The following is a 22792-nucleotide window of genomic DNA, read 5'->3' on the forward strand; positions in this document are numbered from 1 at the left end:
CTAAATGGGAGCCAGAGCCTCAGAAGGCTCTACCATCGCCGCGAAAGTGTCATCCATTGCCCTAATAAAATGCACCATCACCATCGAGTGGACTTTTGCAACCTTCACTCTCACACGCAAAAGTTGGCCCGGTGAAATTTCAAAAGCCCGCTCAGTGCCAAACAGGTCTCTTTGTACAGCACTAAAGTGGTTTGTTGCTTCAATCGACTTATGAGCAATCCTATTCCTGATCTTCTCCGCATTGGTTAGCATTTGCTCTCGAGACGCAAGCATCGGGGCTAGCGGCCAACCGTCACGAAGATAATTTGTCGACGTCGTCCGAACCTCCGACGGCTTCGCCCAGCTTAAAAATTTGTAGCCTGCCTTGGTCAGCAGCCTCGCTTTCCCTTCGTCGGTCAAATTTAAATAAGAGTGAGCCCCGTGACCATTTAGTGATAATCCACCAGTCACGTAATGCAAAAAACATTTTTCAATGGCGGATTCGTACTCAGTAAATATTCGCAGAAATTGCGCTTCCGCAATCGTATCGCTAAGGCAATCATCGGAAGATACGTCCTCCCGTGCCGCTGGCAATCCTTCCGCCGCCTCTTTAGCGGCAGCAAAGGTCATGCGCACGCTCTCCGAAAAACTTATAAAGTTATCGCCCTGCATCGTTAATGCTCGCCAGCACGTACTTTGCTCTTTCAATTCTGGCTTCCGTATCGGTCGTTCTTCTTTGAGCGTAATTGATAAACTTGGCTACTGAGGCGGGCACGTCCTCCTGCGGGTCTTCTGTGTACTTATCATACAGAGCACTGATTTCTCCGAGCGCTTCACGCCATGCGATAATTCCCGCATTATTCAATGGCGGCTCAGGAGACGGCGCTGGCTCATCAGGCTCAACCATACCGACGAGACCGTATTTAGAATGGGCAAGAGCGGTAAAGAGAGTATAGAACCAGTGAGGGCGAGACCAGTTCGTCGACGCCAGCGTCTTAGCAGGGTAGATGGCCCCCACCTGAGCCATCACTTCGTGAAACCGCTCTTTCGCCTCCTCTATTTCAGGAACCGGCTGATCAAAAACCTCATATTTCCGGTATATTTTTTCGACATTCTTGTTGGTCTGCACGCCATCAACCAAAGAAACAAGCAAATCTGACGCCAACTGCGCCTCTCCCATTCGCGAAACAGCTTTTTCGGTCAATACCTTCCCATCGAGCCAGTACTTAGCATATGCATGACCTAGTTCGTAGGCGCACGTCTTGAACTGCCCCAGAAATTTTGCGTTCAGCTTTTCTTGCGCATTGAGAGTGACCGAATAGGTGTTAATCCGAGCGAATATATCCAATATGTCCGCGAGCGAAAGATTAAACAGGAGATCAACGCCAACTTCATATTGCAAAAAGGCAGTCTGAGCATCCTCGGAAAGTTCGGAAAACTTCATGCCCCCGAACTCCTTGTTGTGCGTCGGAAGAACTGAGAACGAATCGCTCAAGAACTCCAGAATAGTTCGTATGCGCTGCTGGCCGTCAACAACCGTTCTAACGTTTTTCTTATCCACCAAGTCCTGCATTAATATTACTTTCGGCATAGGCTTGCCGCGCAGGATTGTATCCACCAAGAAGGACTTGGCCTTTCGCGTCCAGACACTACGCCTTTGAAATTTTGGCGACAAATCAAGGAGCGAATTCGCATGCCACTCCGCGAAATCTGCTATGCTGTAAGCTCGCGCGTCAAACTGCTTCATCGTGGGCCCCATTTATCCTTTGGTATTCTATGCAGTTCCTCACCACGTGCAACAGCGATAAGTTGGTCAGCATCGGCGTCATCTCGCCCTGCGCGAAACCAAATTTAGCTTAGCACCTCACTCCCTCGCCCTCAACCAAGCCATCCGATCCGCCCGCTTCCCCGCCTTCTCCTCCCCCATCGGCACCCCCGGATCGTCGCTCATCCACTCCGCCATCTGGGGGTCGATCTCGTCCATCGGCTTCTGGGTGTCGCCCCAGCCGGGTTTCGGGCCGTTCAGCCCCTCGCTGTCGCGGCGGCGCAGATAGTCCATCGTCTCGCCCCCTTCGAGCACGCCGGCCAGCCGCGCGTGCATGAACCCCGCCAGCACCCGGTTCATCCGCGGCCCGTAGCCCTCGCCCAGGCTGCGGAAGAACCGCAGCACATCCTCCTCGATCATCAGCGTCACCCGCACCTTCTTGCCCGAGCCCCGCTCGCGCGCCAGCTCGTGCCAGGCGTCGGGCACCCGCCCCTCGGTCAGGATCTTCTGGTGCAGGTCCCATTCCAGCCGCCGCATCACGTCGGCCATGTAGTGATAGTTGACCCGCCGCGCCGCCTCGGCCTTGCTCTGCGCCATCGCCCGCCCTCCCCGGTTGAGGCGCCCATCCTCGCCCCCGCGGGTTAACCGGGCATTAACCACCCGGGCGGTGGCGTTCGCATGAACTGTGCATGAACGCTGCATGAACGTTGCACGAACGGCAGACGGGATGTGCATCCCCCTTTCGGGACCGGAGTCCCAAATGCGCGCCCCGCCTTCCCCTTCCCGCGCGCCTTGCGTATGTCCCCTGAAAACGGGGGTCTCATGAGCGTCAACAGCTTCGGCCGCATCTTCGTCGTCACCACCTGGGGCGAGAGCCACGGCCCCGCCCTCGGCGCCACCGTGGACGGCTGCCCGCCCGGAATTTCCCTTGCGGAATCAATGATCCAGCCGTGGCTCGACCGTCGCGCGCCGGGCCGCTCGAAGCTCACCACCCAGCGGCAGGAGGCCGACCAGGTCCGCATCCTCTCCGGCGTATTCGAGGGCAGGACGACCGGCACACCGATCCAGCTGATGATTGAAAACACCGACCAGCGCTCGCGCGACTACGGCGACATCGCCGAGCGATTCCGCCCCGGTCACGCCGACATAACCTATTGGCAGAAATACGGAATCCGCGACTACCGCGGCGGCGGCCGCTCGTCGGCGCGCGAGACCGCCGCCCGCGTCGCCGCCGGCGGCGTGGCCCGCGCGGTCCTCGCCCAGCTCGCGCAACCCCTCCGCATCACCGGTTATATGGTGCAGATGGGCGAAAAGATCGCCGACCGCAGCCGCTTCGACCTGGCCGAGATCGACCGCAACGACTTCTTCCTGCCCGACGCCGCCGCGGTCCCCGAATGGACCGACTACCTGACCGGCATCCGCAAGGACCAGGACAGCGTCGGCGCGATGGTCGAGGTGCTGATCGAGGGCGCGCCCGTCGGGCTCGGCGCCCCGGTCTATGCCAAGCTCGACACCGACCTCGCCGCGGCGATGATGTCGATCAACGCCGTGAAGGGCGTCGAGATCGGCGAGGGCATGGCCGCCGCCGGCCTCAAGGGCACTGAAAACGCGGATGAAATTCGCATGGGCCCGGACGGGCCGGTGTATCTGTCGAACCACGCCGGCGGCATCCTCGGCGGCATCTCGACCGGGCAGGACATCACCCTGCGCCTCGCCGTCAAGCCGACCTCGTCGATCCTCACCCCCCGCCGCTCGATCACCACGCGCGGCGAGGAGGTCGATGTGATCACGAAAGGCCGCCACGACCCCTGCGTCGGAATCCGCGCGGTGCCGGTCGCCGAGGCCATGGCGGCCTGCGTCATGCTCGACCACCTGCTGCTGGACCGCGCCCAGACCGGCGGGGTCCGCGGTCGGATCGGTTAGGCGGCGGCCGCCAGCTCGTCCCAGATCGCGAGCGCCTTCGAGCCGTACATCAGCGACGGCCCGCCGCCCATGGTCACCGCCATGGCGCAGATGTCGCCCAGCTCTTCGCGCGTGCCGCCATGCTTCATCAGCGCCTGCAGGTGGAACGCAATGCACGGCTCGCAGCGGGTGGCGATGGCGATACCGAGGGCGATGAACTCCTTCTCCTTCGCGCCCAGCACGCCGTTCTTCGTCGCGCCATGCTCGAGCGCCATGAACCCCTTGAGCGTCTCGGGGACGAGCTTGCTCAGCTCCTTGTTCATGGCGCGCTGCTCGGCCATCTTCTCGGTCGCAGACATTCGATTGCTCCTATATGAGACGCCCCGGCTTACCGCCCGGCACGGCGGCTCGGCAAGTCCCCGCACACTAAAGGCTCAGGCGGCTGAGCGCTCCACCTCGATCCGGAACGGCGTGACCGTCACGCGCTCGCCTTCGAAGACGCAGAACGAGCCCTGCGGGATCTCGAGCCAGCCGGTCTCGTCGCTCTCGAGCGGTTCGGACACGACAGCCCGCCCGCCCCGCGTCTCGGACCAGCGGTGAAACAGCGTCGGCGCCTGGTCGTCGGACGCATAGCGCACCGCATAGAGACGTTCGCCGTCCGACAGCGCGCAGGTGAGCCGCACATGCGGCGCCGTCCCCCGGGCGCGGGCCAGCCCCTCGAACCGCGCGGTGGCGCGGGCGAGCGCGCCGCAGGGGTCGCTGTCCAGCCCCTCGCCCAGGGCGCAAAGGAACAGCGCCTCGCTGTCGGTCGCGCCCTTGCGGTGCGCGTAGAGGTCGTCGGGGATCAGCACCTCGGCCGACCGGCGCCACAGGTCATAGCCGCCGAACTGGCCGTTGTGCATGAAGCTCCATCGGCCGACGGTGAAGGGGTGGCAGTTGTTGCGGCTGGTCGCGGTGCCAGTCGAGGCGCGAACATGGGCCATGAAGAGATGCGAGCGCACCGTCGCCGTCAGGCTGCGCAGGTTCGGGTCCGACCAGGCCGGCATGACGTCGCGGTAGAGGCCGGGTTCGGGCCGGTCGCCATACCAGGCGATGCCGAAGCCGTCGGCATTGACCGGGGTGTGGCAGCGCGTGGCCCCGTGGCTCTGGCGGACCAGCGAGTGGCCCGGCCGGCTCACGATGTCTTCCAGATAGATCGGCTCGCCCAGATAGGCCGCCCAGCGGCACATGCCCGTCCCCTCGCGGTTTCTCGTGATTTGCCCGCAACGTAACAGGCAAATCTCAAGAAATCACTACGTTTCAGCCGGCGCCGTTTTCCTCGACGATCACAAGGTCGCGCTCGGACGCGCCGCGGGCATTGTCCAGCGCCGCCTGATATTCCGGCGAGCGATAGCAGGCCTCGGCCGCCGCGAGGCTCGGGAAGCGGGCCACCACGTTGCGGGCCCGATCGTTCCCCTCGAGCTGCACGTAAGCGCCCGAGCGCGAGAGGAACACGCCGCCATGCGCGGCAATCGCCGGACCCGCGGCCTTGGCGTAGCGGCCGTAGGCCTCGGGATCGGTCACCTTGACGTGGGCGATCCACAACGCGGTGCGGGTCTCGGTCATGCGCGCTCTCCGATCAGGGTTTCGACGGCGGCGATGGCGGCGTCAGCCTCGGCCAGCGAGGGCGCGCCGCCCTGGGCGCGGTCGGGCCGCCCGCCGCCGCCCTTGCCCCCGAGTGCCGCCACGGCGGTCTGGACGATCTCGACGGCGCTGAGCCGGTCGGCGAGATCCGGGGTCACGGTTGCCGCGACCGTCGCCTTGCCAGCGTCCTCGCCCATCACCAGCACCGCGCCGGTCCCCAGCGCGCCCCGCATCTGGTCGGCCAGCGCGCCGAGCTCCTTGCCCGAAACACCCTCGACCCGCCGGGCGATCAGCTTGATTCCGTTGATCTCTTTCGGCGCCGCCTCGCCCTGCGCGCCGCCCATGGCGAGCTGCCGCTTGAGCTGGGCGATCTCGTTCTGCATTGCCTTGCGGTCGTCGGCCATCGCCTTGACCCGCGCCACGACGTCGCCCGCCTGGGCCTTGAGGAGGCCGGCGATGTCCGACAGCTGCCGTTCGGCGTCGCGCAGATGCGCGAGCGCGGCCTGCCCGGTCAGCGCCTCGATCCGGCGGACCCCGGCGCTCGAGGCACTGTCGCCCAGCAGCACAAAGGCGCCGATGTCACCGGTGCGCGAGACGTGGGTGCCGCCGCAGAGCTCGATCGAGTAGGTGTCGCGGTTCGCTCCCTTGGCCGACCCCTCGCGGCGGCCCATCGAGACGACGCGCACCTCGTCGCCGTATTTCTCGCCGAAGAGCGCCTGCGCCCCCATCTCGCGGGCGTCGTCGGGCGCCATCAGCCGGGTCTCGACCGGGGTGTTCTGGCGGATGATCGCGTTCACCTCGGCCTCGATGCGGGCCAGCTCGTCCGTGGTCAGCGCCTTCCCGTGCGAGAAATCGAAGCGCAGCCGGTCGTCGGAGTTGAGCGAGCCCTTCTGCGCGACGTGATCGCCCAGCGCCTCGCGCAGCGCCTCGTTCAGCAGGTGGGTGGCCGAGTGGTTCGCCCGGATCGCGCCGCGCCGGTCGTGGTCGACCGACAGCGCCGCGCCCTGCCCGCGGGTGATCTGGCCCTGGGTCACCTCGGCCTGGTGGATCACGAGGCTGCCGGACTTGCGGGTGTCGGTCACGCGGGCGGCGCCGGTGTCCGTCTTGATCAGCCCGGTGTCGCCGACCTGCCCGCCGCTCTCGGCATAGAACGGCGACTGGTTGACGACGATGGCGACCTGCGCGCCCTCGCCCGCCGTCTCGGTCTCGGTGCCGCCCTCGACCAGCGCGAGGATCTGGCCCTCGGCCTCTTCGGTGTCGTAGCCGAGGAACTCGGTCGCCCCGAAGCGGTCGGCGAGCTCGAACCAGATCGCCGCGTCCTTCGCCTCACCCGAGCCGGACCAGGCGGCCCGCGCCTTGGCCTTCTGCTCGGCCATCGCGGCGTCGAACCCCGCGACCTCGACCGCGCGCCCCTGCTCGCGAAGCGCGTCCTGCGTCAGGTCGAGCGGGAAGCCGTAGGTGTCGTAGAGCTTGAACGCCGTCTCACCGGGCAGATCCGCCCCTTCGGGCAACCGCGCGAGCTCGTCGCCGAGCAGCCGCAGGCCGCGATCGAGGGTCTGGCGGAAGCGCGTCTCCTCGCCCTTCAGCGTCTCTTCGATCATCGCCTGGCCGCGGGCGAGCTCGGGGTAGGCGGCGCCCATCTGCCGGACCAGTGCCGGGACGAGCTTGTGCATCACCGGGTCCTGCGCGCCCAGCATATGCGCGTGGCGCATGGCGCGGCGCATGATCCTGCGCAGCACATAGCCGCGGCCCTCGTTCGACGGCATCACCCCGTCCGCGATCAGGAAGCTGGTCGAGCGGAGGTGGTCGGCGATGACGCGGTGGTGGACCTTGCCCGGCCCGTCCGGGTCGCTGCTGGTGGCGTGGGCCGAGGCCTCGATCAACGCCCGCATCAGGTCGGTGTCGTAGTTGTCGTGCTTGCCCTGCAGCAGCGCGCCGATCCGCTCGAGCCCCATGCCGGTGTCGATCGAGGGGTTCGGCAGCGGCTTCATCGAGCCGTCCTCGAACTGCTCGAACTGCATGAAGACGAGGTTCCAGATCTCGATGAAACGGTCGCCGTCCTCTTCGGCCGAGCCGGGCGGGCCGCCCCAGACCTGCGGGCCGTGATCGTAGAAGATCTCGGTGCAGGGGCCGCAGGGGCCGGTCGGGCCCATGCGCCAGAAGTTGTCGTCGGTCGGGATGCGGATGATCCGGTCGTCGCCGAGCCCCGCGACCTTCTTCCAGATCGTCGCGGCCTCGTCGTCGGTGTGGTAGACGGTGACCAGCAGCTTGTCGCCGGGGATGCCGAAGTCGCGGGTCAGAAGCTCCCACGCGTAGGGGATCGCCTCTTCCTTGAAATAGTCGCCGAAGCTGAAATTACCCAGCATTTCGAAGAAGGTGTGGTGCCGCGCGGTGTAGCCCACGTTGTCGAGGTCGTTGTGCTTGCCCCCGGCGCGGACGCATTTCTGCGCCGTGGTGGCGCGGGTGTAGTCGCGGTGCTCGAGGCCGGTGAACAGGTTCTTGAACTGCACCATGCCCGAGTTGGCGAACATCAGCGTCGGGTCGTTGCGCGGCACGAGCGGCGAGCTGTCGACGCGGCGGTGGCCGTTCCGTTCGAAGAAGTCGAGATAGGTCGAGCGGATGTCGTTCAGACTGGCCATGAGCGGATTCCTGCGGCGGGATGCGGCGGCCACATCTAATCCCGCGCCCGCGCGCTGTCCAGAACGGGTGGGCGGTGGTCAGGGGCGGGAGGTGGCGGTGGGGTGGAGTGATCCAAGCCCTGACTTCCCCGGTAAGGTCCAAACGTTGGCGTCGACCGGACCAAGCATTGCACCGATCCACGCTGGCCATCTGCCTGCCTCGGCGCCACTCCTGCGCGAGTTGATCGCGAGGCTGACACCCGTGTTCGGGCCCCGGCACCAACGCAATCACTTCGTCCGGAACTTCAGCACCTTACCCAAAAGCCGCCAACCCCACGCCGCACCAGCCGCGCGGGGCTGCTGACGCCCTACTCCTCGGTCAGCGCCTCGTCATCCCCTTCGGGTCCGGCGCCGAAATCGAGTCCGTGGCTCGCCCGAATACGGTCCTCGATGGCAAAGGCCACGTCGGGATTGTCGCGCAGGAACTGCTTGGCGTTCTCGCGCCCCTGCCCGATCCGCTCGTCGCCATAGGAATACCAGGCGCCGGATTTCTCGACCACGCCGGCCTTGACGCCCAGGTCGATCAGCTCACCGACCTTCGAGATCCCCTCGCCGTACATGATGTCGAACTCGACCTGCCTAAACGGCGGCGCCACCTTGTTCTTGACCACCTTCACCTTGGTGGCGTTGCCCACCACCTCGTCGCGGTCCTTGATCGCGCCGGTGCGACGGATGTCCAGCCGCACCGAAGCATAGAACTTGAGTGCGTTGCCGCCGGTCGTCGTCTCGGGGTTGCCGAACATCACCCCGATCTTCATGCGGATCTGGTTGATGAAGATCACCATGCAGTTCGACCGTCCGATCGAGGCGGTCAGCTTGCGCATCGCCTGGCTCATCAGGCGGGCCTGGCTGCCCATCTGCATGTCGCCCATGTCGCCCTCGATCTCGGACTTGGGGGTCAGCGCTGCCACCGAATCGACTACGACCAGGCTCACCGCGCCCGACCGCACGAGCGTATCGACGATCTCGAGCGCCTGCTCACCGGTGTCGGGCTGCGAAATCAGCAGCTCGTCGAGGTTCACGCCCAGCTTGCGCGCATACTGCGGATCGAGCGCGTGCTCGGCGTCCACGAAGGCGCAGACCCCGCCCTTCTTCTGCTCTTCGGCCACCACATGCAGTGTCAGCGTCGTCTTGCCCGAGCTTTCCGGCCCGAAGATCTCGATGATCCGCCCCTTCGGCAGACCGCCGATCCCCAGCGCGATGTCGAGCCCGAGCGAGCCGGTCGAGGTCGCCTCGATCTCGGCCACCGGGTTGTCGGCGCCGAGCCGCATGATCGAGCCCTTGCCGAATTGCCGCTCGATCTGCGCCAGCGCGCTGTCGAGCGCCTTCTGCCGGTCCGCACTACGCTTGTCGTCCATCTTCAGGATGCTCGCCCCAGACATTCTTGCCCACCCTCTAATCCAATGCCCGGTTGCGCACAACGCGCCCGGTTTGTTCACTTCCTGTTCTTGTTCCCTGTTTGCCCCAATATCCGTGCCGACGCAACGCCTTTGGTCCCGCTGATTCGAGAGCTTCGGTGAAAGAAGTTAAGAAACGATTGACCGGCTTTCGGCTTGCCGCGGGCGCCTGGGCGTCCCAATTAGGTCCGATGCGTTGTCCTGCCCCACGCCGCCCATGACCCCCGCCGCCCGCGCCAGCGCCGCGATCGAGATTCTCGACGACATCCTCGCCGGGTCGCCTGCCGAGCCGCGGCTGATCCGCTGGGCGCGATCCAGCCGATATGCCGGATCGGGTGACCGGGCCGCGGTGCGGGACCTCGTCTTCGACGCGCTGCGCCGGCGCCGCTCGCATGCGGCGCTCGGCGGCGCCGATACGGGCCGCGGACTGATCCTCGGCGCGCTGCGCGAGGCGGGCCACGACCCGGACACGATCTTCGCCGCCGCGCCCTACGCCTCACCGCCCCTCACCCCGGCGGAGCGCGACGCCGGGCGCCCACCCTCGCGCGCCGAGGCCACCGACCTTCCCGACTGGATCGCGGACCGGCTGGCGGCCGATCTCGGCAACAACTTTCCCGCGGTGGCAAGCGCCCTGCGCGAGCGGGCGCCGGTGTGGCTGCGCGTCAACCTCGCGCGCGGCACGCGCGAAAACGCGCGCGCGGAACTGACGGCCGCGGGTGTCGAGACCTCCGCCGATCCGCGCTGTGACACCGCGCTTCTGGTGACTAGCGGCGCCCGGAGCGTGCAGGGCTCGGCGGCTTATCGTGAGGGGCTGGTCGAGTTGCAGGACCTCTCGCCGCAGATGGCCTGCGCCGCTCTTAACGTCGGGCCCAAGGTGCGTGTCCTCGACCTCTGCGCCGGCGGAGGCGGAAAGTCCCTCGCGCTCGCCGCCCGGGGCGCCAAGGTGACCGCCTGGGACGCCACGCCGGCCCGGATGCGCGACCTGCCGGCCCGCGCCGCGCGGGCGGGGGCGGCGATCGACATCGCGCCGGCGCTTCCGTCAGGGCCGTTCGATCTGGTCGTGGCCGACGTGCCCTGCTCGGGTTCGGGCACCTGGCGACGGACGCCGGATGCGAAGTGGCGGCTGACCACGGCCGATCTGGAGCAGTTCGTCGCCGTCCAGGCCGGGATTCTCGACACCGCGGCCGCGCGGGTCGCGCCGGGGGGGCGGCTCGCCTACATGACCTGCTCGCTGTTTGCGGCCGAAAATGCCGGGCAGATCGATGCCTTCCTGCGGCGGAATCCAAGCTTTGCGCTGAATGGCCAGCGCACCCTGACACCGCTCGACGCGAGCGACGGTTTTTTCGTCGCCGAACTCAGTTCATTAATGCCTGCTTAACTTGCCGCCCCTATCGTCAGAGCGATCCTGATGACGAGGGTGGCATGAAGCTAATTGCCAGCGCGCGCGCGGCCACGATCCTTCCCCTGCTGATGCTGCCGCTCGCGGTCGCCTCGCTGTGGCTGCTGGTTGCACCGCACGTGGTCGAGCCGCGGGTGCTCGTCATCGTCGGCGCGGTGGTGGTGGCGTGGTATCTGCTCGGCGGCTGGATTGCCGTGCAGCGCCTGTCGCAGGGGGTGACCCTCGCGCGCCAGGCACGGGCGGCGCGCGGGGCGCTTGCGGCCGATCCGGGCTGCGCCTGGCTTGTGGATCCTGACGGGTTGGTGCGCGGGCAGTCGCCGCAGGCCGAGCGGTCCCGCGACCTTCTGGGCGCGCCGATCGCGGCGTTGCTGCAGCGGGGGCGCGCCGATCCGGGGGCGGTTGCGGCGCGGCTGCTCTCACGGGCCGCCGAGGGGCGAGGGGCCGAGGTCGCGCTGCCAGACGGGCAGAGGGTGACGGCGGCACGCCTGCCCGGATCGCGGCTGCAGGTCTGGCGGATCGCCGTGCCCGAGCCGGCCGACGACGCCCCTGAACCCGGCTCCGAGGCCGCGCAGGTCATGCCACTGGATCTGGCAGGAATGCCCGTGGCGATGCTCGACATGGACGCGATGGGACAGGTCAGGGCCGTGAACCCTGCTGCCGAGGCGTTGCTGGGACGGGTGCCGCCCGGGGCGTCGATGGGCGACCTCCTCGACGGGCTGGGCCGGCCGCTCTCCGACTGGATCGCCGAGGTCCGCGAGGGTCGCAGCCTCGGGCGCGGCGAGGTGATGCGCACCCGTTGCGAGGGGCAGGAGCGCGACGTGCAGGTGACGCTCGCCGCAGCGCCCGGGGTGGACCGCATCGTCGCCGTTCTGACCGACGCCAGCGCATTGCGCACGCTCGAGGACCAGTTTGTCCAGAGCCAGAAGATGCAGGCGATCGGCCAACTTGCAGGCGGAATCGCGCATGATTTCAATAACCTGCTCACGGCCATCAGCGGCCATTGCGACCTGCTGATGGTTCGGCGCGACACCGCCGACCCGGACTACGACGACCTCCACCAGATTTCGCAGAACGCCAACCGCGCCGCGGCGCTGGTGCGCCAATTGCTGGCGTTCTCGCGCAAGCAGACCCTGAAGTCCGAGATCGTCGACCTGCGCGACACGCTGTCGGACCTGACCCACCTGCTCAACCGCCTGGTGGGCGAGCGGATCGTGCTGACGATCACCCACGACCCCGCGCTGCGCCCGATCCGCGGCGACGCGCGGCAGCTCGAGCAGGTGCTGATGAACCTGGTGGTGAATGCCCGCGATGCGATGCCGTCGGGCGGCGAGATCGCCATCCACACAGAGAACCTGCGCCTCGGGACGGGCCGCACGATGGAGGGGGCCAACCTGCCCCGCGGCGACTACGTGCGCATCACCGTGACCGATCAGGGCTGCGGGATGCCGCCGGAGGTGGTCGAGAAGATTTTCGAGCCGTTCTTCACCACCAAACGCGTCGGTGAGGGCACCGGCCTCGGGCTTTCGACGGCCTACGGGATCGTGAAGCAGACCGGCGGCTACATCTTCTGCCGCAGCACACCGGGTGAGGGGACGGTGTTCTCGCTCTATTTCCCCGCCCGAAAAGCCGGCAAGCCACCGCCCCCGCCTGTTGAAGCGTCCGCGCCGGCAACGCTGCCCGGCGGCGCGGCCGAGCGGCGCCGCGTCGTGCTGCTGGTCGAAGACGAGGCGCCGGTCCGCTCGTTCGCGCGGCGGGCGCTGAACCTGCGCGGCTTCGACGTCATCGAGGCCGACAGCGGCGAGGCGGCGCTGACCATCCTGCGCGACGAGGCGCTGACGGTCGATCTTCTGGTGAGCGACGTCGTGATGCCCGGGCTTGACGGCCCGAGCTGGGTCCGCGAGGCTTTGGTCAAGCGGTCCGGCACGCCGGTGATCTTCATGTCCGGCTACACCGACGTGCCGCTGACCGAAGGGCAGGACCCGGTGCCCAACGCGTTGTTCCTGGCCAAGCCGTTCTCGCTCAGCGAGCTTGCCGCCAGCGTCGAGCGGCACCTCAGCGACAGCGGCGGTATCGGGCCGGATGCGGGCCAGGCCGCCTCGTCGCCGCCTCGCCCGGCCGGGGCTGCCGCTCCGGCTGTGCGTAACTGAACGATGCGCCGCGCGACCGCTGGACCCGACCCGATTGGCGCTTTACGAGGGCGCATGGTCCAGACCCGCCCGAGCGCCGCATGACCCCCTCCGAGCCCCAGGTCCTGTCCAGGGCTGCGGACAGCTTGTCGGCAGCAAGGACGGCTGGCTCGGCGCACTCCTCCTCCGATGCTCCTGTCGCGCCTTCGTCCGCGCGCGTGTCGGGCTGGCCCATGATCGCATCGCTGGCCGCGACGCTGCTGCTCGGCGCGGCCCTGACCTTCGCCACGTCCCGGCTTGAGGACCGGGCGGCGGCCGCGCGCTTCGACCGGCTCGCCGATCTCGTCATCGGCAGCTTCCAGCAGCGCATGGCGCAGCATATTGCCCTTCTGCGGGCCACCCGCAGCTACCTCGAGGCCGAGCATGGCGCCGTCGAGGCGGAGGAGTTCGCGAGCTACGTCGCCGACCTGCGGCTGGCCGAGAACTCGCCCGGCATCCAGGGAATCGGCTACGCGCCGCTGGTCGATGCCGCGAGCCGTACGGCCGTCGGCGCGCAGCTCTCGGCGCGCGCCGGGCGGCAGGTCGCCGTCGCGCCCCCGACTTCGGAGCAACCGGTCCTCGCCCCCATCGCCGCGCTCGAGCCGCAGGATGATCGCAACCGGCGGGCGCTCGGGTTCGACATGTATTCCGAACCGGTCCGACGCGCCGCGATCACGGACGCGCTGCGGCAAGGCGAGGCGCGCGCGACGGGCCCCGTCCAGCTGGTTCAGGAAATCACCGCAGACAAGCAGACCGGGTTCCTGATCTATCTGCCGACCCGGCAGACGCTGGCCGGCCTGCCCTCGGCGCGACCGGAGGCGGTGGTCTATGCCCCCTTCCGCGCGGGCGACCTGACCCGAGCCGTGCTCGCCGGCCTGCCCGACCTGCCGCTCACGCTGCGCGTCGTCGACCTTGGCGCGCCTGAGCCTGCGCTTTTCGACGATACCCCGGGGTCCGTGCCGCGGCAGCTGGCCGCGCGGACCGCGATCCGTGAGATCGATGTTTCGGGCCGACGCTGGCAGTTCACCCTGACGCCCACGGCCGAGTTCCGCACCGTCCGCGATCGCTCGGCCAGCATCACCGTCGGGGCCCTGTCAATTCTGCTGCTGGGCGCGGTGGGCGTCGCCATGCTGAGCCTGCGGCGCGCGCTGGATGCAGCGCGGCGCACCGCGGAACTGGCCGAGCGGCAAGCGGCTGACCGCGCGCTGCTGCTGCGCGAGATGCAGCACCGGATCAAGAACCACATTGCCCGGATCCAGGCGATCGCACGGCAAAGCGCACGGGGCGCTCGCGATCTCGCCGATTTCGAACGCATCTTCGGCGGGCGCCTTGCGGCGATGGCCAAGGCGCAGGACGCGCTAGGGCGGGACGGCGCCGGCCGGGCCGACCTGCGGACGCTCTTGAGGGACGAGTTGGCCCAGGTGCTCGACCCTGCCGTCGTCGAGGCGACGCTCGACGGCCCCGCTGTGACCCTGGGGGCCCGCGAGGGCCAGGCGGTCGGGCTGGTGGCGCATGAGCTGGTCACCAACGCCATGAAATACAGCCGCCATGGGCAGAGAGGCGGCGACGCGGGCGACGGCCTCTCCATCTCCTGGACGGAGGAGATGGTTGAGGGCGCGAGGTGGCTTGAAATCACTTGGCGAGAGCGTCCCGTCGTCGGGACGACAGCTTCTGGCAACGACGCGCCGACAGCGACGGGTGCTGCAATCGCGAGCGGGACAGCCGGCGCTGACGGCTTGGGTAAAGCTAACGCCGCAGCCTCGGCCTTCTTCGAACGCTCTGGAGTCGAGAGCAAAATTCGGTCGGGGGGTCGCGAGCGGGTCGGAACGGAAGACCGCGACAGCCACGGAGCCGTTCGACCAACTCAACCCAGCGCGGATGTTCCGCCGCAGCTGCCGGAACGGCGGTCGGCCGTGCCCCCGGCGTCCGATCGCGCGGGGAGTCTGCCAGCCGACGGCGGGTTCGGAACGCAATTGATTGAAGCTCTCATTGAAGGCGACCTTGGTGGACGCTTTAACCGCAGCTTCGAGGCGACGGGCATGATTGTGAAAATCAGTTTCCCGCTCAAGGGCGAGTAAGCCTCACAAAGGTTTAAGTGCCGCACAACCGAGATCGATCCGAAATAAATCAGGTCTCCGGTCTGAAGGACACGACCGGGGGTCAATACCAGCAACGGCGTCTGCGGCTGATCGGGGAGCGTGTCGGCCGAAGCGACTCGATAGCGGTCGTCCCATGAAGGTTGTTTCCTTTGAGCAGACACGTCCTGCCATCACGGCGAAGCGAACCGACAAAAACCGCCGGGCCGCGACAATTGCGCGTTGTCTGCGCATGCGAATCCGATCGCGACGCTGCGTGGGCTGGCTGAGCCCAGTGACCCGGCTTGAGAACGCGGCTTGGATATACCGGCCAAGATACTTGGCAGGACCAAGAACACGTTGCACTCAACGTGTCGAAAGTCTCCTGCCCCTTTAGAGCGAGGTCGGGAGATGGCAAGCCGCGCTCTGCAGGTGGCGGGTCAGGGGTTGGCACCACACCGGCTGCCAAGCTGTACCTGCTAGGTTGCGTGGTAGGACGACCCCGGAGTGGTATAGGATCGTCAGGCCGCGAGGGTCGGCCTTTAAAACCGGGTCAACCACCGAACCAACTCCGGCGCCAGTAGAGATCGCCGTCCGCCGGTTCGCAATTGCGGGATTTGTGCTTGAGCACGCGAGCATAACCGCCCTGACTGACACGGCAAATCCTGATCCAGCTGCTGCACGGAAAACCGGCGGCCGTAGCGGGTCGTTGGTTAGCCACAATGTTTTGTGGCATGGGTTTGAGTCCCTCGATTTCGGAGGAACCTAAGCCAGCATTCCTTATTCTCACGACCGCTCTTGAAGCGAGCCTCGTCCATGACCGCCGCGACCACCTCATCAAAAAGTTAAACAACTAGAGCCACTTGCCTCGCTCACTAACCGCCCGCACAAACCCGTTGTCGGGGGCCGCACCCAACGCCCCCTAAAGCGCATCCCCCTCCCCCTCACCTGGCGGCGTCTCGACCAGCCCCGGGACCGGCGCCCCCTCCTCGACCCGCGCCGCGCGGTTCCGGGCAGCGAACAGCGCCCCGCGCGTCGCCCCGATCAGCGCCCCGCGGCTGGCCGCCACCACCGCCAGCGACCCCGGTGTCCCGGTCCGCGGCGCACCGAGCGGGGCGCCGAGCAGCGTCAGGCGCTCGCGGGCGCGGGCGACCTTGCCGGGGTCCACGGGACCGGCGAGGGCAAAGCGGTTGTAGGTCTCGGCCGTCCCCACCATGCCGTCGAACCCGCGCTGCAGGAACGCCGCCCGCAGCTCGTCGAACCGCGCGAGATACTTCGTGGCGTTCACCGCCGTGCGCGAGTGGAACGCACCCGCCGCGCGGCGCCAGTCGCCCGTCTCGGCGTAGAGGTCGCGCACGAAGCGCGCGGCATAGCGGGCGTTCTCGAGCGGGTCGAACATCTCGACCACCGAGGGGAAGTTCTCGCCGTGCCAGCGGTAGTTGAGCTGGAAACACCCGATGTCGAGGTTCAGGCGGCCCTGGTCGATGCGGTCCTGGGCGAAGGCCAGCGCCTCGGCCGGGTCGTCGAACCAGCTGCCGGCGCCCTCGGCATTGACGCTCCACGCCCAGGGGCGGACGATGCCGGCGCGGCGGCGGCCGGTCTCGGTCAGGGTCAGGGTGGCCAGGATGTCCGGGGGCACCCCGACCTCGGCGGCCGCGGTCAGTGCCGCCCATTCGCAGACGGCCGCCGGCTGGTCGGCCGGATCGACCGCCGCCCGCGCCGCCCACGGCGCCAGCACCAGCATCAGGATCACCATCACCCGCGCCATGCTGCCCCCTGCGTCACGCCCGTTACGAGAGGCCTAGCACCGAAGGCTTAAGACGAGGTTGACGTCAGCCGAAAAGCTCGCGGCAGAAGCTCAGCCCCTCGACCAGCGCGTCGACCTCGGCGCGGGTGTTGTAGAGCGCAAAGCTCGCCCGCGCCGAGGCGGGGATGCCGTAGAACTGCATCAGCGGCATCGCGCAATGCGTCCCCGCCCGCACCGCGATCCCGCGCTTGTCGAGGATCGTGGCGATGTCGTGGGCGTGCGCGCCCTCCATCGTCATCGAGAAGATCGCGCCCTTCTGAGCCGCATTTCCCTGCACTGACAACCAGTTGAGCGCCCCGAGCCGCTCGCGCGCATAAGCCCCGATCTCGGCCTCGTGCGCGGCGATCCGCGCCATCCCGAGCCCCATGAGATACTCGAGCGCGACGCCGAGGCCGATCTGGTTCACGATCCCCGGGGTCCCCGCCTCGAACCGCAGCGGGGGGTCGGCGTAGCTGACCGCCTCGCGCGTGACCTCGCGGATCATGTCGCCGCCGCCGAGGAAGGGGCGCATCTCGGCCTGCCGCTCGCGGCGGATCCAGATCGCGCCCGAGCCCGAGGGGCCGTAGAGCTTGTGGCCGGTGATGCAGTAGAAGTCGCAGCCGAGCGCGGCCACGTCGACCGGCATGTGCACCGCCGCCTGGCTGCCGTCGACGAGCACCGGCACGTCGGTCCCCCGCGCGATCGCGCCCACGTCCACGATGGTGCCGGTGACGTTCGACATATGGGTGACGGCGATCAGCCGGGTGCGCGGGCCGACGGCGGCCAGCACCTTGTCGGCGGGCAGGCTGCCGTCCGGCTCGGGTTCGACCCAGCGCAGCACGACGCCCTGCCGCTCGCGCAGGAAATGCCACGGCACGATGTTGGCGTGATGCTCGAGCACCGAGAGCAGGATCTCGTCCCCCGGCTGCAGCCGCGGCGCGGCCCAGGCGTAGCTGACGAGGTTGATCGCCTCGGTCGAGCCCGAGGTGAAGATCACCTCGTCCTCGTGCGGCGCGCCGAGGAAGCGGGCGATGATCCCGCGCACCCGCTCGTAATTCTCGGTGGCGAGGTTCGACAGGTGATGCAGCCCGCGGTGGACGTTGGCGTATTCACCCGCATAGGCGCGGCTGATCGCGTCGATCACGACCTGCGGCTTCTGCGCGCTCGCGCCGTTGTCGAGATAGACCAGCGGCCGCCCGTTCACCTGCGTCGAGAGGATCGGGAAATCGGCGCGGATGGCGTCGAGGTCGAGGCTCATGTGGGCACCCCCGGGATCAGGCCGAGCGTCGCGGCGAGCATCGACATCAGCAGGCTGGTGAGCATCACGGTCCCGAAGATCCCCAGCACCACGAAGAACGGGTTGCGGAAGCCGTGCACCGCCATCGTCATCGCAACGATCAGATAGGCCGCGATCAGCAGCGTGGCGAGGCCGACGAGCGCGCCGAGCGGCGGCAGCACCACGGTCAGCACCAGCTGCAGCGCCTGCAGCGTGATCAGCACCGCTTCGACCCAGCCGATCGCCAGCAGCGCGTCGCCGAACTTGCCGGTGCCGCCGAAGATGCGCCCGACCTCGGCCAGCAGGAACGCGGCCAGCGTCGCCGAGGCGACCTGCACGCCGGCCATCGCCATCGGCTCGCGGGCGAGCGCGGCCAGAACGCCAGCCCCCTCGGCCGAGCCGGGCAGCAGCTGCGCGCCGAGCCAGCTCAGCACCGCCGAGAGCGCCGCGGTGGCGAGCACCAGCGACCAGGCGTCGCCGGTCGTCAGCGGCAGGCGGCGCAGCTGTTGCCAGGCGATCAGCGGGTTGCGCAAGGTCAGTTTGATCAGCGGGATCATGCCGGCTCTCTTTGCAGGGTCAGGGCGCGCAGCCCGGCGATCCAGAACAGCAGGAAGGCGGCGCCGGCCACGGCGTGAACCAGCGTGAGCCCCGGCCCCGGCCCGACCAGCCCGGCCACCAGCCCGCCCAGCAGCATCACCGGCGCGGTCGCCGCCAGCGCCCAGGTCAGCGCCAGCCGCGCGAGCCGCCCCTCGATCCGCCCCCCGGCCGCGCGGATCAGCGCGCCTGACAGGGTTCCCACGGCCATCACGATCAGCGGCATCAGGAACAGCGTCGCCAGCAGTGCCCCGCCCAGATGCGCCTGCAACGGCACCGAGGGGTCGAGCATTGCGGCGCGCGCATGGCCGGGCCACTGGGCGACGAAATAGACGGCCATCGTGCCGAACAGCAGCGCCAGCATCGCCGGCTCAGGCATCGCGGCCATCCCCCGGACCGCCCGGCCCGGCGCCCGCCAGGTCGAGAGGATACGCGGGATCAGGCCCATGCCGCGCGGCGGACGGCGTGTCATGGCGTGCTCAGGCCCCCGCCCCGCCCGGTCCCGGCAGCGCCGTGGCCCGCGCGGTCAGCCAGTCCTCGAGCCGTTCGCCGATCTGGGTCCGCAGCGCCTCGTCCTCGACCTCGTCCAACGCGTCGGCGAGGAAGGACAGCACCAGCAGCACGATCGCCCGCTCACGCGGCACCCCGCGCGAACGCAGGTAGAAGAGGGCGGTCTCGTCCAGCGCCCCGGTGGTCGAGCCGTGGCTGCACTTCACGTCGTCGGCGTAGATTTCCAGCTCGGGCTTGGCCAGGAACTGGCTCGCCTCGTCCAGCAGCAGCGCCTGGCTGATCTGGTAGCCGTCGGTCTTCTGCGCCCCGGGCTTGACGAGGATCTTGCCCTGGAACACCCCGGTGGCGCCGTTCTTCAGCACCTTCTTGAACACCTGCCGGCTTTCACCGCGCAGGCCGCCGTGGGTGACGAACACCGTGTCGTCCTGGTGGAAGCCGTCGCCGTCGCCCAGCACCGCCGCCGCGACATGGGCGAGCGCGTCGTCGCCCGCGATGTCGATCCAGCTTTCCTGACGCATATGCGCGCCGTCCACCGACAGCGCAAAGCTCTTCAGCGCGGCGCCCTCGGCCAGCCGGGCGAAGAGATGCGAGACCGAGACCCGCGGCTGCCCGGCCCGATGCGCGGCGACATGGTTCAGCCGTGCGCCGGCGCCGAGATCGGCCTCGATCACCACGTTGCCGCGGGCGCCCACGATGCCGTTCTCGAGCAGCGTGAGCGCCGCCCCGGGCTCGAGCCGCAGGACGTGGTGGCAGAGCACGTCGGCCGCGTCGTCGCTGCGGCGGTAGAGGATCTGGACCGGCCGCGCGACCGAGCCGGTCACCCGGATCACCGCCCCGTCCCGGGCGGCGGCGGTGTTCAGCGCCGCGAAGGGGCGGCGCACCGGCACCTGCCCGGCGGCCTCGAGCACGCCGTAGGCGGCCCCGACCCAGTGGCCCGGCTCGGCGTCGGCGCGGCTGAGCGGGGCGATCTCGATCCCTTCGGCCTCCAGCGGGTCCGAGGCCGCGGCGTCGAAGGCCCCGTCCACGAACACCAGGCGCAGCCGGTCGATGTCGGCAAAGAGCGGCGGATCGCCGAGCGCCGGGTCCACGGCCACCGGCCGCGGCGCCTCGGCGTTGAACGGCGCGGGGTCGGTGTAGCGCCAGTATTCATCGCGCGGACGCGGCAGGCCCATGGCCCGCAGGCGCGCGGCCGCCTCGGACCGCGCGGGGGCCAGCGTGCCGTCGCGCGCGATCCCCACGGTCAGCCCGTCGAGCCGCGCGGCCAGCGCGTCGCGCGGCGCGGGCGTGCCGCCCTCGACGGTCGGGGTCTGCTGGGTGAGGGTCGCGGCGTCAGCCATCGACGGCCTCGCTCAGGATGTCGGCATAGCCGTTCTGCTCGACCTCGAGCGCCAGCTCGGGCCCGCCGGTCTTCACGATCCGGCCGTCGTGCATGATGTGCACCACGTCCGGGCGGATATGGTCCAGCAGGCGCTGGTAGTGGGTGATGACGAGGAACGCCCGCTCGGGCGAGCGCAGCGCGTTCACCCCTTCCGCCACCAGCCGCATCGCGTCCACGTCGAGGCCCGAGTCGGTCTCGTCCAGGATGCACATCCGCGGCTCGAGCATCGCCATCTGCAGGATCTCGTTGCGCTTCTTCTCGCCGCCCGAGAAGCCCACGTTGACCGGGCGCTTCAGCATCTCGGCGTCGATGTCGAGGCCCTTGGCCTTCTCGCGCACCACCTTGAGGAACTCGCCGGCGGTCAGCTCGGCCTCGCCCCGCGCCTTGCGCTGCGCGTTCACCGCCGTCCGCAGGAAGGTCATGTTGCCCACGCCCGGGATCTCGACCGGATACTGGAACGCCAGGAACAGCCCCGCCGCGGCGCGTTCCTCGGGCTCCATCTCCAGCAGGTCGGCGCCCTCGAGCGTCGCGGTCCCCTGCGTGACCTCATAGCCGTCGCGGCCCGACAGCACATAGGAGAGCGTCGACTTGCCCGACCCGTTCGGCCCCATGATCGCGTGGACCTCGCCCGCCGGGACGGTCAGGTCGACCCCCTTGAGGATCTGCCGCGAGCCGTCCTCGAGCTCGGCGTGGAGATTGGTGATGTTCAGCATTCCTGACCCCTCGGGCGCCGGCTCAGCCGACGCTTCCTTCCAGTGAGATGGCCACGAGGCTCTGGGCCTCCATGGCGAATTCCATCGGCAGCGCCTGCAGCACCTCGCGGCAGAAGCCGTTGACGACCAGCGCCACCGCCTCTTCCTCGCCCACGCCGCGGGCGCGGCAGTAGAAGAGCTGGTCGTCATCGACCTTCGAGGTGGTGGCCTCGTGCTCGACCCGGCTCGAGGTGTTCTTGACCTCGATGTAGGGCACGGTGTGCGCCCCGCACTGGTCGCCGATCAGCAGGCTGTCGCATTGGGTATAGTTGCGGCTGTTCGTCGCCCGCGGGTGCATCGACACGAGCCCGCGATAGGTGTTCTGCGCCCGTCCCGCGGAAATCCCTTTAGAAACAATGCGCGAGCGGGTGTTCTTGCCAAGATGGATCATCTTGGTCCCGGTGTCGGCCTGCTGGGCATTGTTGGCGATGGCGATCGAGTAGAACTCGCCCTGGCTCGCCTCGCCGCGCAGGATGCACGAGGGGTATTTCCAGGTGATCGCGCTGCCGGTCTCGACCTGGGTCCACATGACCTTGGCGCGCGCCTCGCGGCAGTCGGCCCGCTTGGTGACGAAGTTGTAGATGCCGCCCTTGCCCTCTTCGTCGCCCGGAAACCAGTTCTGGACGGTCGAGTACTTCACCTCGGCATCCTCGAGCACCACGATCTCGACCACCGCGGCGTGCAGTTGGGCGGTGTCGCGCTTGGGCGCCGTGCAGCCTTCAAGGTAGCTGACGTGGCTGCCCTTGTCGGCGATGATCAGGGTGCGCTCGAACTGGCCGGTGTTCTCGGCATTGATGCGGAAATAGGTCGACAGCTCCATCGGGCAGCGGACGCCCGGCGGGATGTAGACGAACGAGCCGTCCGAAAAGACCGCGCTGTTCAGCGTGGCGAAGAAATTGTCGGACTGCGGCACGACCGAGCCAAGGTACTTGCGCACCAGCTCGGGGTGGTTGCGGATCGCCTCGGAGATCGAGCAGAAGATCACCCCCGCCTTGGCCAGCTCGTCCTTGAAGGTCGTGCCCACCGAGACGCTGTCGAAGACCGCGTCGACCGCCACCCGCCGCGCCTCGGCCGGGGCGCCCTCGGCACCCTCGATCCCGGCGAGGATCGCCTGCTCCTTGAGCGGAATCCCCAGCTTTTCATAGGTGGCGAGCAGCTTCGGATCGACCTCGTCCAGCGACTTCGGCTTGACCGCCATGCTCTTCGGGCGGGCGTAGTAATACTGGTCCTGATAGTCGATCTCGGGATAGTTGAGCATCGCCCAGCGCGGCTCCTCCATCCCCTGCCAGCGGCGGAACGCGGCCAGCCGCCACTCGGTCATCCACTCGGGTTCATCGTTGCGCTGCGAGATCAGCCGGACGATGTCCTCGCTCAGCCCCTTGGGGGCGTATTCCATCTCGATGTCGGTGTCCCAGCCGTATTTGTAGGACCCCATGCTGGCCACGGTCTCGACCGTCTCGCGGTCCACGCCCTCGCGGACGTCCAGTTCCTGCGGGCCCGTCTCCGCCATCAT

At 68.1% G+C, this 22792-nt stretch carries 19 protein-coding genes; 4 read left to right on the plus strand and 15 right to left on the minus strand.

The window, feature by feature from the left end:
- From BLW17_RS17590 to BLW17_RS02275, 3 genes are all read right to left on the minus strand, one after another.
- Positions 1–651, minus strand: a complete 651-nt coding sequence (locus BLW17_RS17590) for a hypothetical protein (RefSeq protein WP_139305889.1) — start codon at positions 649–651, stop codon at positions 1–3.
- A complete protein-coding gene (locus BLW17_RS02270; RefSeq protein ID WP_074826246.1) occupies positions 638–1726 on the minus strand; it encodes a DUF262 domain-containing protein in 1089 nt (362 codons plus the stop codon). The genes BLW17_RS17590 and BLW17_RS02270 overlap by 14 nt, the downstream gene beginning before the upstream one ends.
- 117 nt (positions 1727–1843) lie before the next feature.
- Positions 1844–2341, minus strand: coding sequence for a BrnA antitoxin family protein (locus BLW17_RS02275; protein ID WP_036731185.1), 498 nt, complete (start codon positions 2339–2341; stop codon positions 1844–1846).
- A gap of 225 nt (positions 2342–2566) precedes the next feature.
- On the opposite strand from BLW17_RS02275, the gene aroC reads away from it, so the two are divergent.
- Complete coding sequence (aroC, locus tag BLW17_RS02280; protein ID WP_036731183.1) at positions 2567–3667, plus strand: chorismate synthase; 1101 nt, start codon at positions 2567–2569, stop codon at positions 3665–3667.
- Here the strand turns inward: aroC and BLW17_RS02285 are convergent.
- From BLW17_RS02285 to recA, 5 genes are all read right to left on the minus strand, one after another.
- Complete coding sequence (locus BLW17_RS02285) at positions 3664–4005, minus strand: carboxymuconolactone decarboxylase family protein (protein WP_036731180.1); 342 nt, start codon at positions 4003–4005, stop codon at positions 3664–3666. The two genes, aroC and BLW17_RS02285, sit on opposite strands and share 4 nt — an antisense overlap.
- A gap of 75 nt (positions 4006–4080) precedes the next feature.
- Entirely contained in the window at positions 4081–4875 is a 795-nt protein-coding gene (locus BLW17_RS02290; RefSeq protein WP_036731178.1) for a class II glutamine amidotransferase, read from the minus strand.
- A 70-nt stretch (positions 4876–4945) separates the two neighbouring features.
- The gene (locus BLW17_RS02295; RefSeq protein WP_036700055.1) at positions 4946–5251 is read right to left on the minus strand and encodes a DUF1330 domain-containing protein; all 306 of its coding nucleotides are present in this window, start codon (positions 5249–5251) and stop codon (positions 4946–4948) included.
- Positions 5248–7908, minus strand: coding sequence for an alanine--tRNA ligase (gene alaS, locus BLW17_RS02300; protein ID WP_036731175.1), 2661 nt, complete (start codon positions 7906–7908; stop codon positions 5248–5250). The genes BLW17_RS02295 and alaS overlap by 4 nt, the downstream gene beginning before the upstream one ends.
- 347 nt (positions 7909–8255) lie before the next feature.
- On the minus strand, positions 8256–9329 hold the full coding sequence (recA, locus tag BLW17_RS02305; RefSeq protein WP_036711437.1) for a recombinase RecA: 1074 nt from the start codon (positions 9327–9329) through the stop codon (positions 8256–8258).
- A gap of 232 nt (positions 9330–9561) precedes the next feature.
- Between recA and BLW17_RS02310 the strand changes: the two genes are divergently transcribed.
- The 3 genes from BLW17_RS02310 to BLW17_RS02320 all read left to right on the plus strand — a co-directional run bounded on the left by BLW17_RS02310 (position 9562) and on the right by BLW17_RS02320 (position 14986).
- Positions 9562–10722, plus strand: coding sequence for an RsmB/NOP family class I SAM-dependent RNA methyltransferase (locus tag BLW17_RS02310; protein ID WP_036731173.1), 1161 nt, complete (start codon positions 9562–9564; stop codon positions 10720–10722).
- Positions 10723–10766: 44 nt separating this feature from the next.
- Positions 10767–12890, plus strand: a complete 2124-nt coding sequence (locus BLW17_RS02315; RefSeq protein WP_074826027.1) for an ATP-binding protein — start codon at positions 10767–10769, stop codon at positions 12888–12890.
- Positions 12891–13102: 212 nt separating this feature from the next.
- Positions 13103–14986: a CHASE domain-containing protein gene (locus tag BLW17_RS02320; RefSeq protein ID WP_170835570.1), complete on the plus strand. Its 1884-nt coding sequence runs from the start codon at positions 13103–13105 to the stop codon at positions 14984–14986.
- 919 nt (positions 14987–15905) lie between these two features.
- On the opposite strand, the gene BLW17_RS02325 is transcribed toward BLW17_RS02320, so the two are convergent.
- From BLW17_RS02325 to sufB, 7 genes are all read right to left on the minus strand, one after another.
- Positions 15906–16751: a lysozyme family protein gene (locus BLW17_RS02325; protein ID WP_074826030.1), complete on the minus strand. Its 846-nt coding sequence runs from the start codon at positions 16749–16751 to the stop codon at positions 15906–15908.
- Between the two features lie 64 nt (positions 16752–16815).
- Complete coding sequence (locus BLW17_RS02330) at positions 16816–18027, minus strand: cysteine desulfurase (protein ID WP_036735844.1); 1212 nt, start codon at positions 18025–18027, stop codon at positions 16816–16818.
- Positions 18024–18602, minus strand: coding sequence for a YIP1 family protein (locus BLW17_RS02335; RefSeq protein ID WP_036706425.1), 579 nt, complete (start codon positions 18600–18602; stop codon positions 18024–18026). Before BLW17_RS02335 ends, BLW17_RS02330 begins: the two co-directional genes overlap by 4 nt.
- Positions 18599–19111 carry a hypothetical protein gene (locus BLW17_RS02340; protein WP_052176578.1) on the minus strand — a complete coding sequence of 171 codons (513 nt, stop codon included), beginning with the start codon at positions 19109–19111 and terminating at the stop codon, positions 18599–18601. The genes BLW17_RS02335 and BLW17_RS02340 overlap by 4 nt, the downstream gene beginning before the upstream one ends.
- A gap of 7 nt (positions 19112–19118) precedes the next feature.
- Positions 19119–20486, minus strand: a complete 1368-nt coding sequence (locus tag BLW17_RS02345) for a SufB/SufD family protein (protein WP_052176577.1) — start codon at positions 20484–20486, stop codon at positions 19119–19121.
- On the minus strand, positions 20479–21240 hold the full coding sequence (gene sufC / locus BLW17_RS02350; protein WP_036700075.1) for a Fe-S cluster assembly ATPase SufC: 762 nt from the start codon (positions 21238–21240) through the stop codon (positions 20479–20481). Before sufC ends, BLW17_RS02345 begins: the two co-directional genes overlap by 8 nt.
- Before the next feature lie 22 nt (positions 21241–21262).
- Entirely contained in the window at positions 21263–22792 is a 1530-nt protein-coding gene (gene sufB, locus BLW17_RS02355; RefSeq protein WP_139305932.1) for a Fe-S cluster assembly protein SufB, read from the minus strand.

It is taken from the genome of Paracoccus sanguinis (assembly GCF_900106665.1).
Taxonomy (GTDB): Bacteria; Pseudomonadota; Alphaproteobacteria; order Rhodobacterales; family Rhodobacteraceae; genus Paracoccus; species Paracoccus panacisoli.

What these genes read in the sequence shown, in the direction of transcription:
- BLW17_RS17590 (WP_139305889.1), bottom strand. Translation starts at nt 651, where the DNA reads ATGCAGGGCGATAACTTTATAAGTTTTTCGGAGAGCGTGCGCATGACC.
- BLW17_RS02270 (WP_074826246.1), bottom strand. Translation starts at nt 1,726, where the DNA reads ATGAAGCAGTTTGACGCGCGAGCTTACAGCATAGCAGATTTCGCGGAG.
- BLW17_RS02275 (WP_036731185.1), bottom strand. Translation starts at nt 2,341, where the DNA reads ATGGCGCAGAGCAAGGCCGAGGCGGCGCGGCGGGTCAACTATCACTAC.
- aroC (WP_036731183.1), top strand. Translation starts at nt 2,567, where the DNA reads ATGAGCGTCAACAGCTTCGGCCGCATCTTCGTCGTCACCACCTGGGGC.
- BLW17_RS02285 (WP_036731180.1), bottom strand. Translation starts at nt 4,005, where the DNA reads ATGTCTGCGACCGAGAAGATGGCCGAGCAGCGCGCCATGAACAAGGAG.
- BLW17_RS02290 (WP_036731178.1), bottom strand. Translation starts at nt 4,875, where the DNA reads ATGTGCCGCTGGGCGGCCTATCTGGGCGAGCCGATCTATCTGGAAGAC.
- BLW17_RS02295 (WP_036700055.1), bottom strand. Translation starts at nt 5,251, where the DNA reads ATGACCGAGACCCGCACCGCGTTGTGGATCGCCCACGTCAAGGTGACC.
- alaS (WP_036731175.1), bottom strand. Translation starts at nt 7,908, where the DNA reads ATGGCCAGTCTGAACGACATCCGCTCGACCTATCTCGACTTCTTCGAA.
- recA (WP_036711437.1), bottom strand. Translation starts at nt 9,329, where the DNA reads ATGTCTGGGGCGAGCATCCTGAAGATGGACGACAAGCGTAGTGCGGAC.
- BLW17_RS02310 (WP_036731173.1), top strand. Translation starts at nt 9,562, where the DNA reads ATGACCCCCGCCGCCCGCGCCAGCGCCGCGATCGAGATTCTCGACGAC.
- BLW17_RS02315 (WP_074826027.1), top strand. Translation starts at nt 10,767, where the DNA reads ATGAAGCTAATTGCCAGCGCGCGCGCGGCCACGATCCTTCCCCTGCTG.
- BLW17_RS02320 (WP_170835570.1), top strand. Translation starts at nt 13,103, where the DNA reads ATGATCGCATCGCTGGCCGCGACGCTGCTGCTCGGCGCGGCCCTGACC.
- BLW17_RS02325 (WP_074826030.1), bottom strand. Translation starts at nt 16,751, where the DNA reads ATGGCGCGGGTGATGGTGATCCTGATGCTGGTGCTGGCGCCGTGGGCG.
- BLW17_RS02330 (WP_036735844.1), bottom strand. Translation starts at nt 18,027, where the DNA reads ATGAGCCTCGACCTCGACGCCATCCGCGCCGATTTCCCGATCCTCTCG.
- BLW17_RS02335 (WP_036706425.1), bottom strand. Translation starts at nt 18,602, where the DNA reads ATGATCCCGCTGATCAAACTGACCTTGCGCAACCCGCTGATCGCCTGG.
- BLW17_RS02340 (WP_052176578.1), bottom strand. Translation starts at nt 19,111, where the DNA reads ATGACACGCCGTCCGCCGCGCGGCATGGGCCTGATCCCGCGTATCCTC.
- BLW17_RS02345 (WP_052176577.1), bottom strand. Translation starts at nt 20,486, where the DNA reads ATGGCTGACGCCGCGACCCTCACCCAGCAGACCCCGACCGTCGAGGGC.
- sufC (WP_036700075.1), bottom strand. Translation starts at nt 21,240, where the DNA reads ATGCTGAACATCACCAATCTCCACGCCGAGCTCGAGGACGGCTCGCGG.
- sufB (WP_139305932.1), bottom strand. Translation starts at nt 22,792, where the DNA reads ATGATGGCGGAGACGGGCCCGCAGGAACTGGACGTCCGCGAGGGCGTG.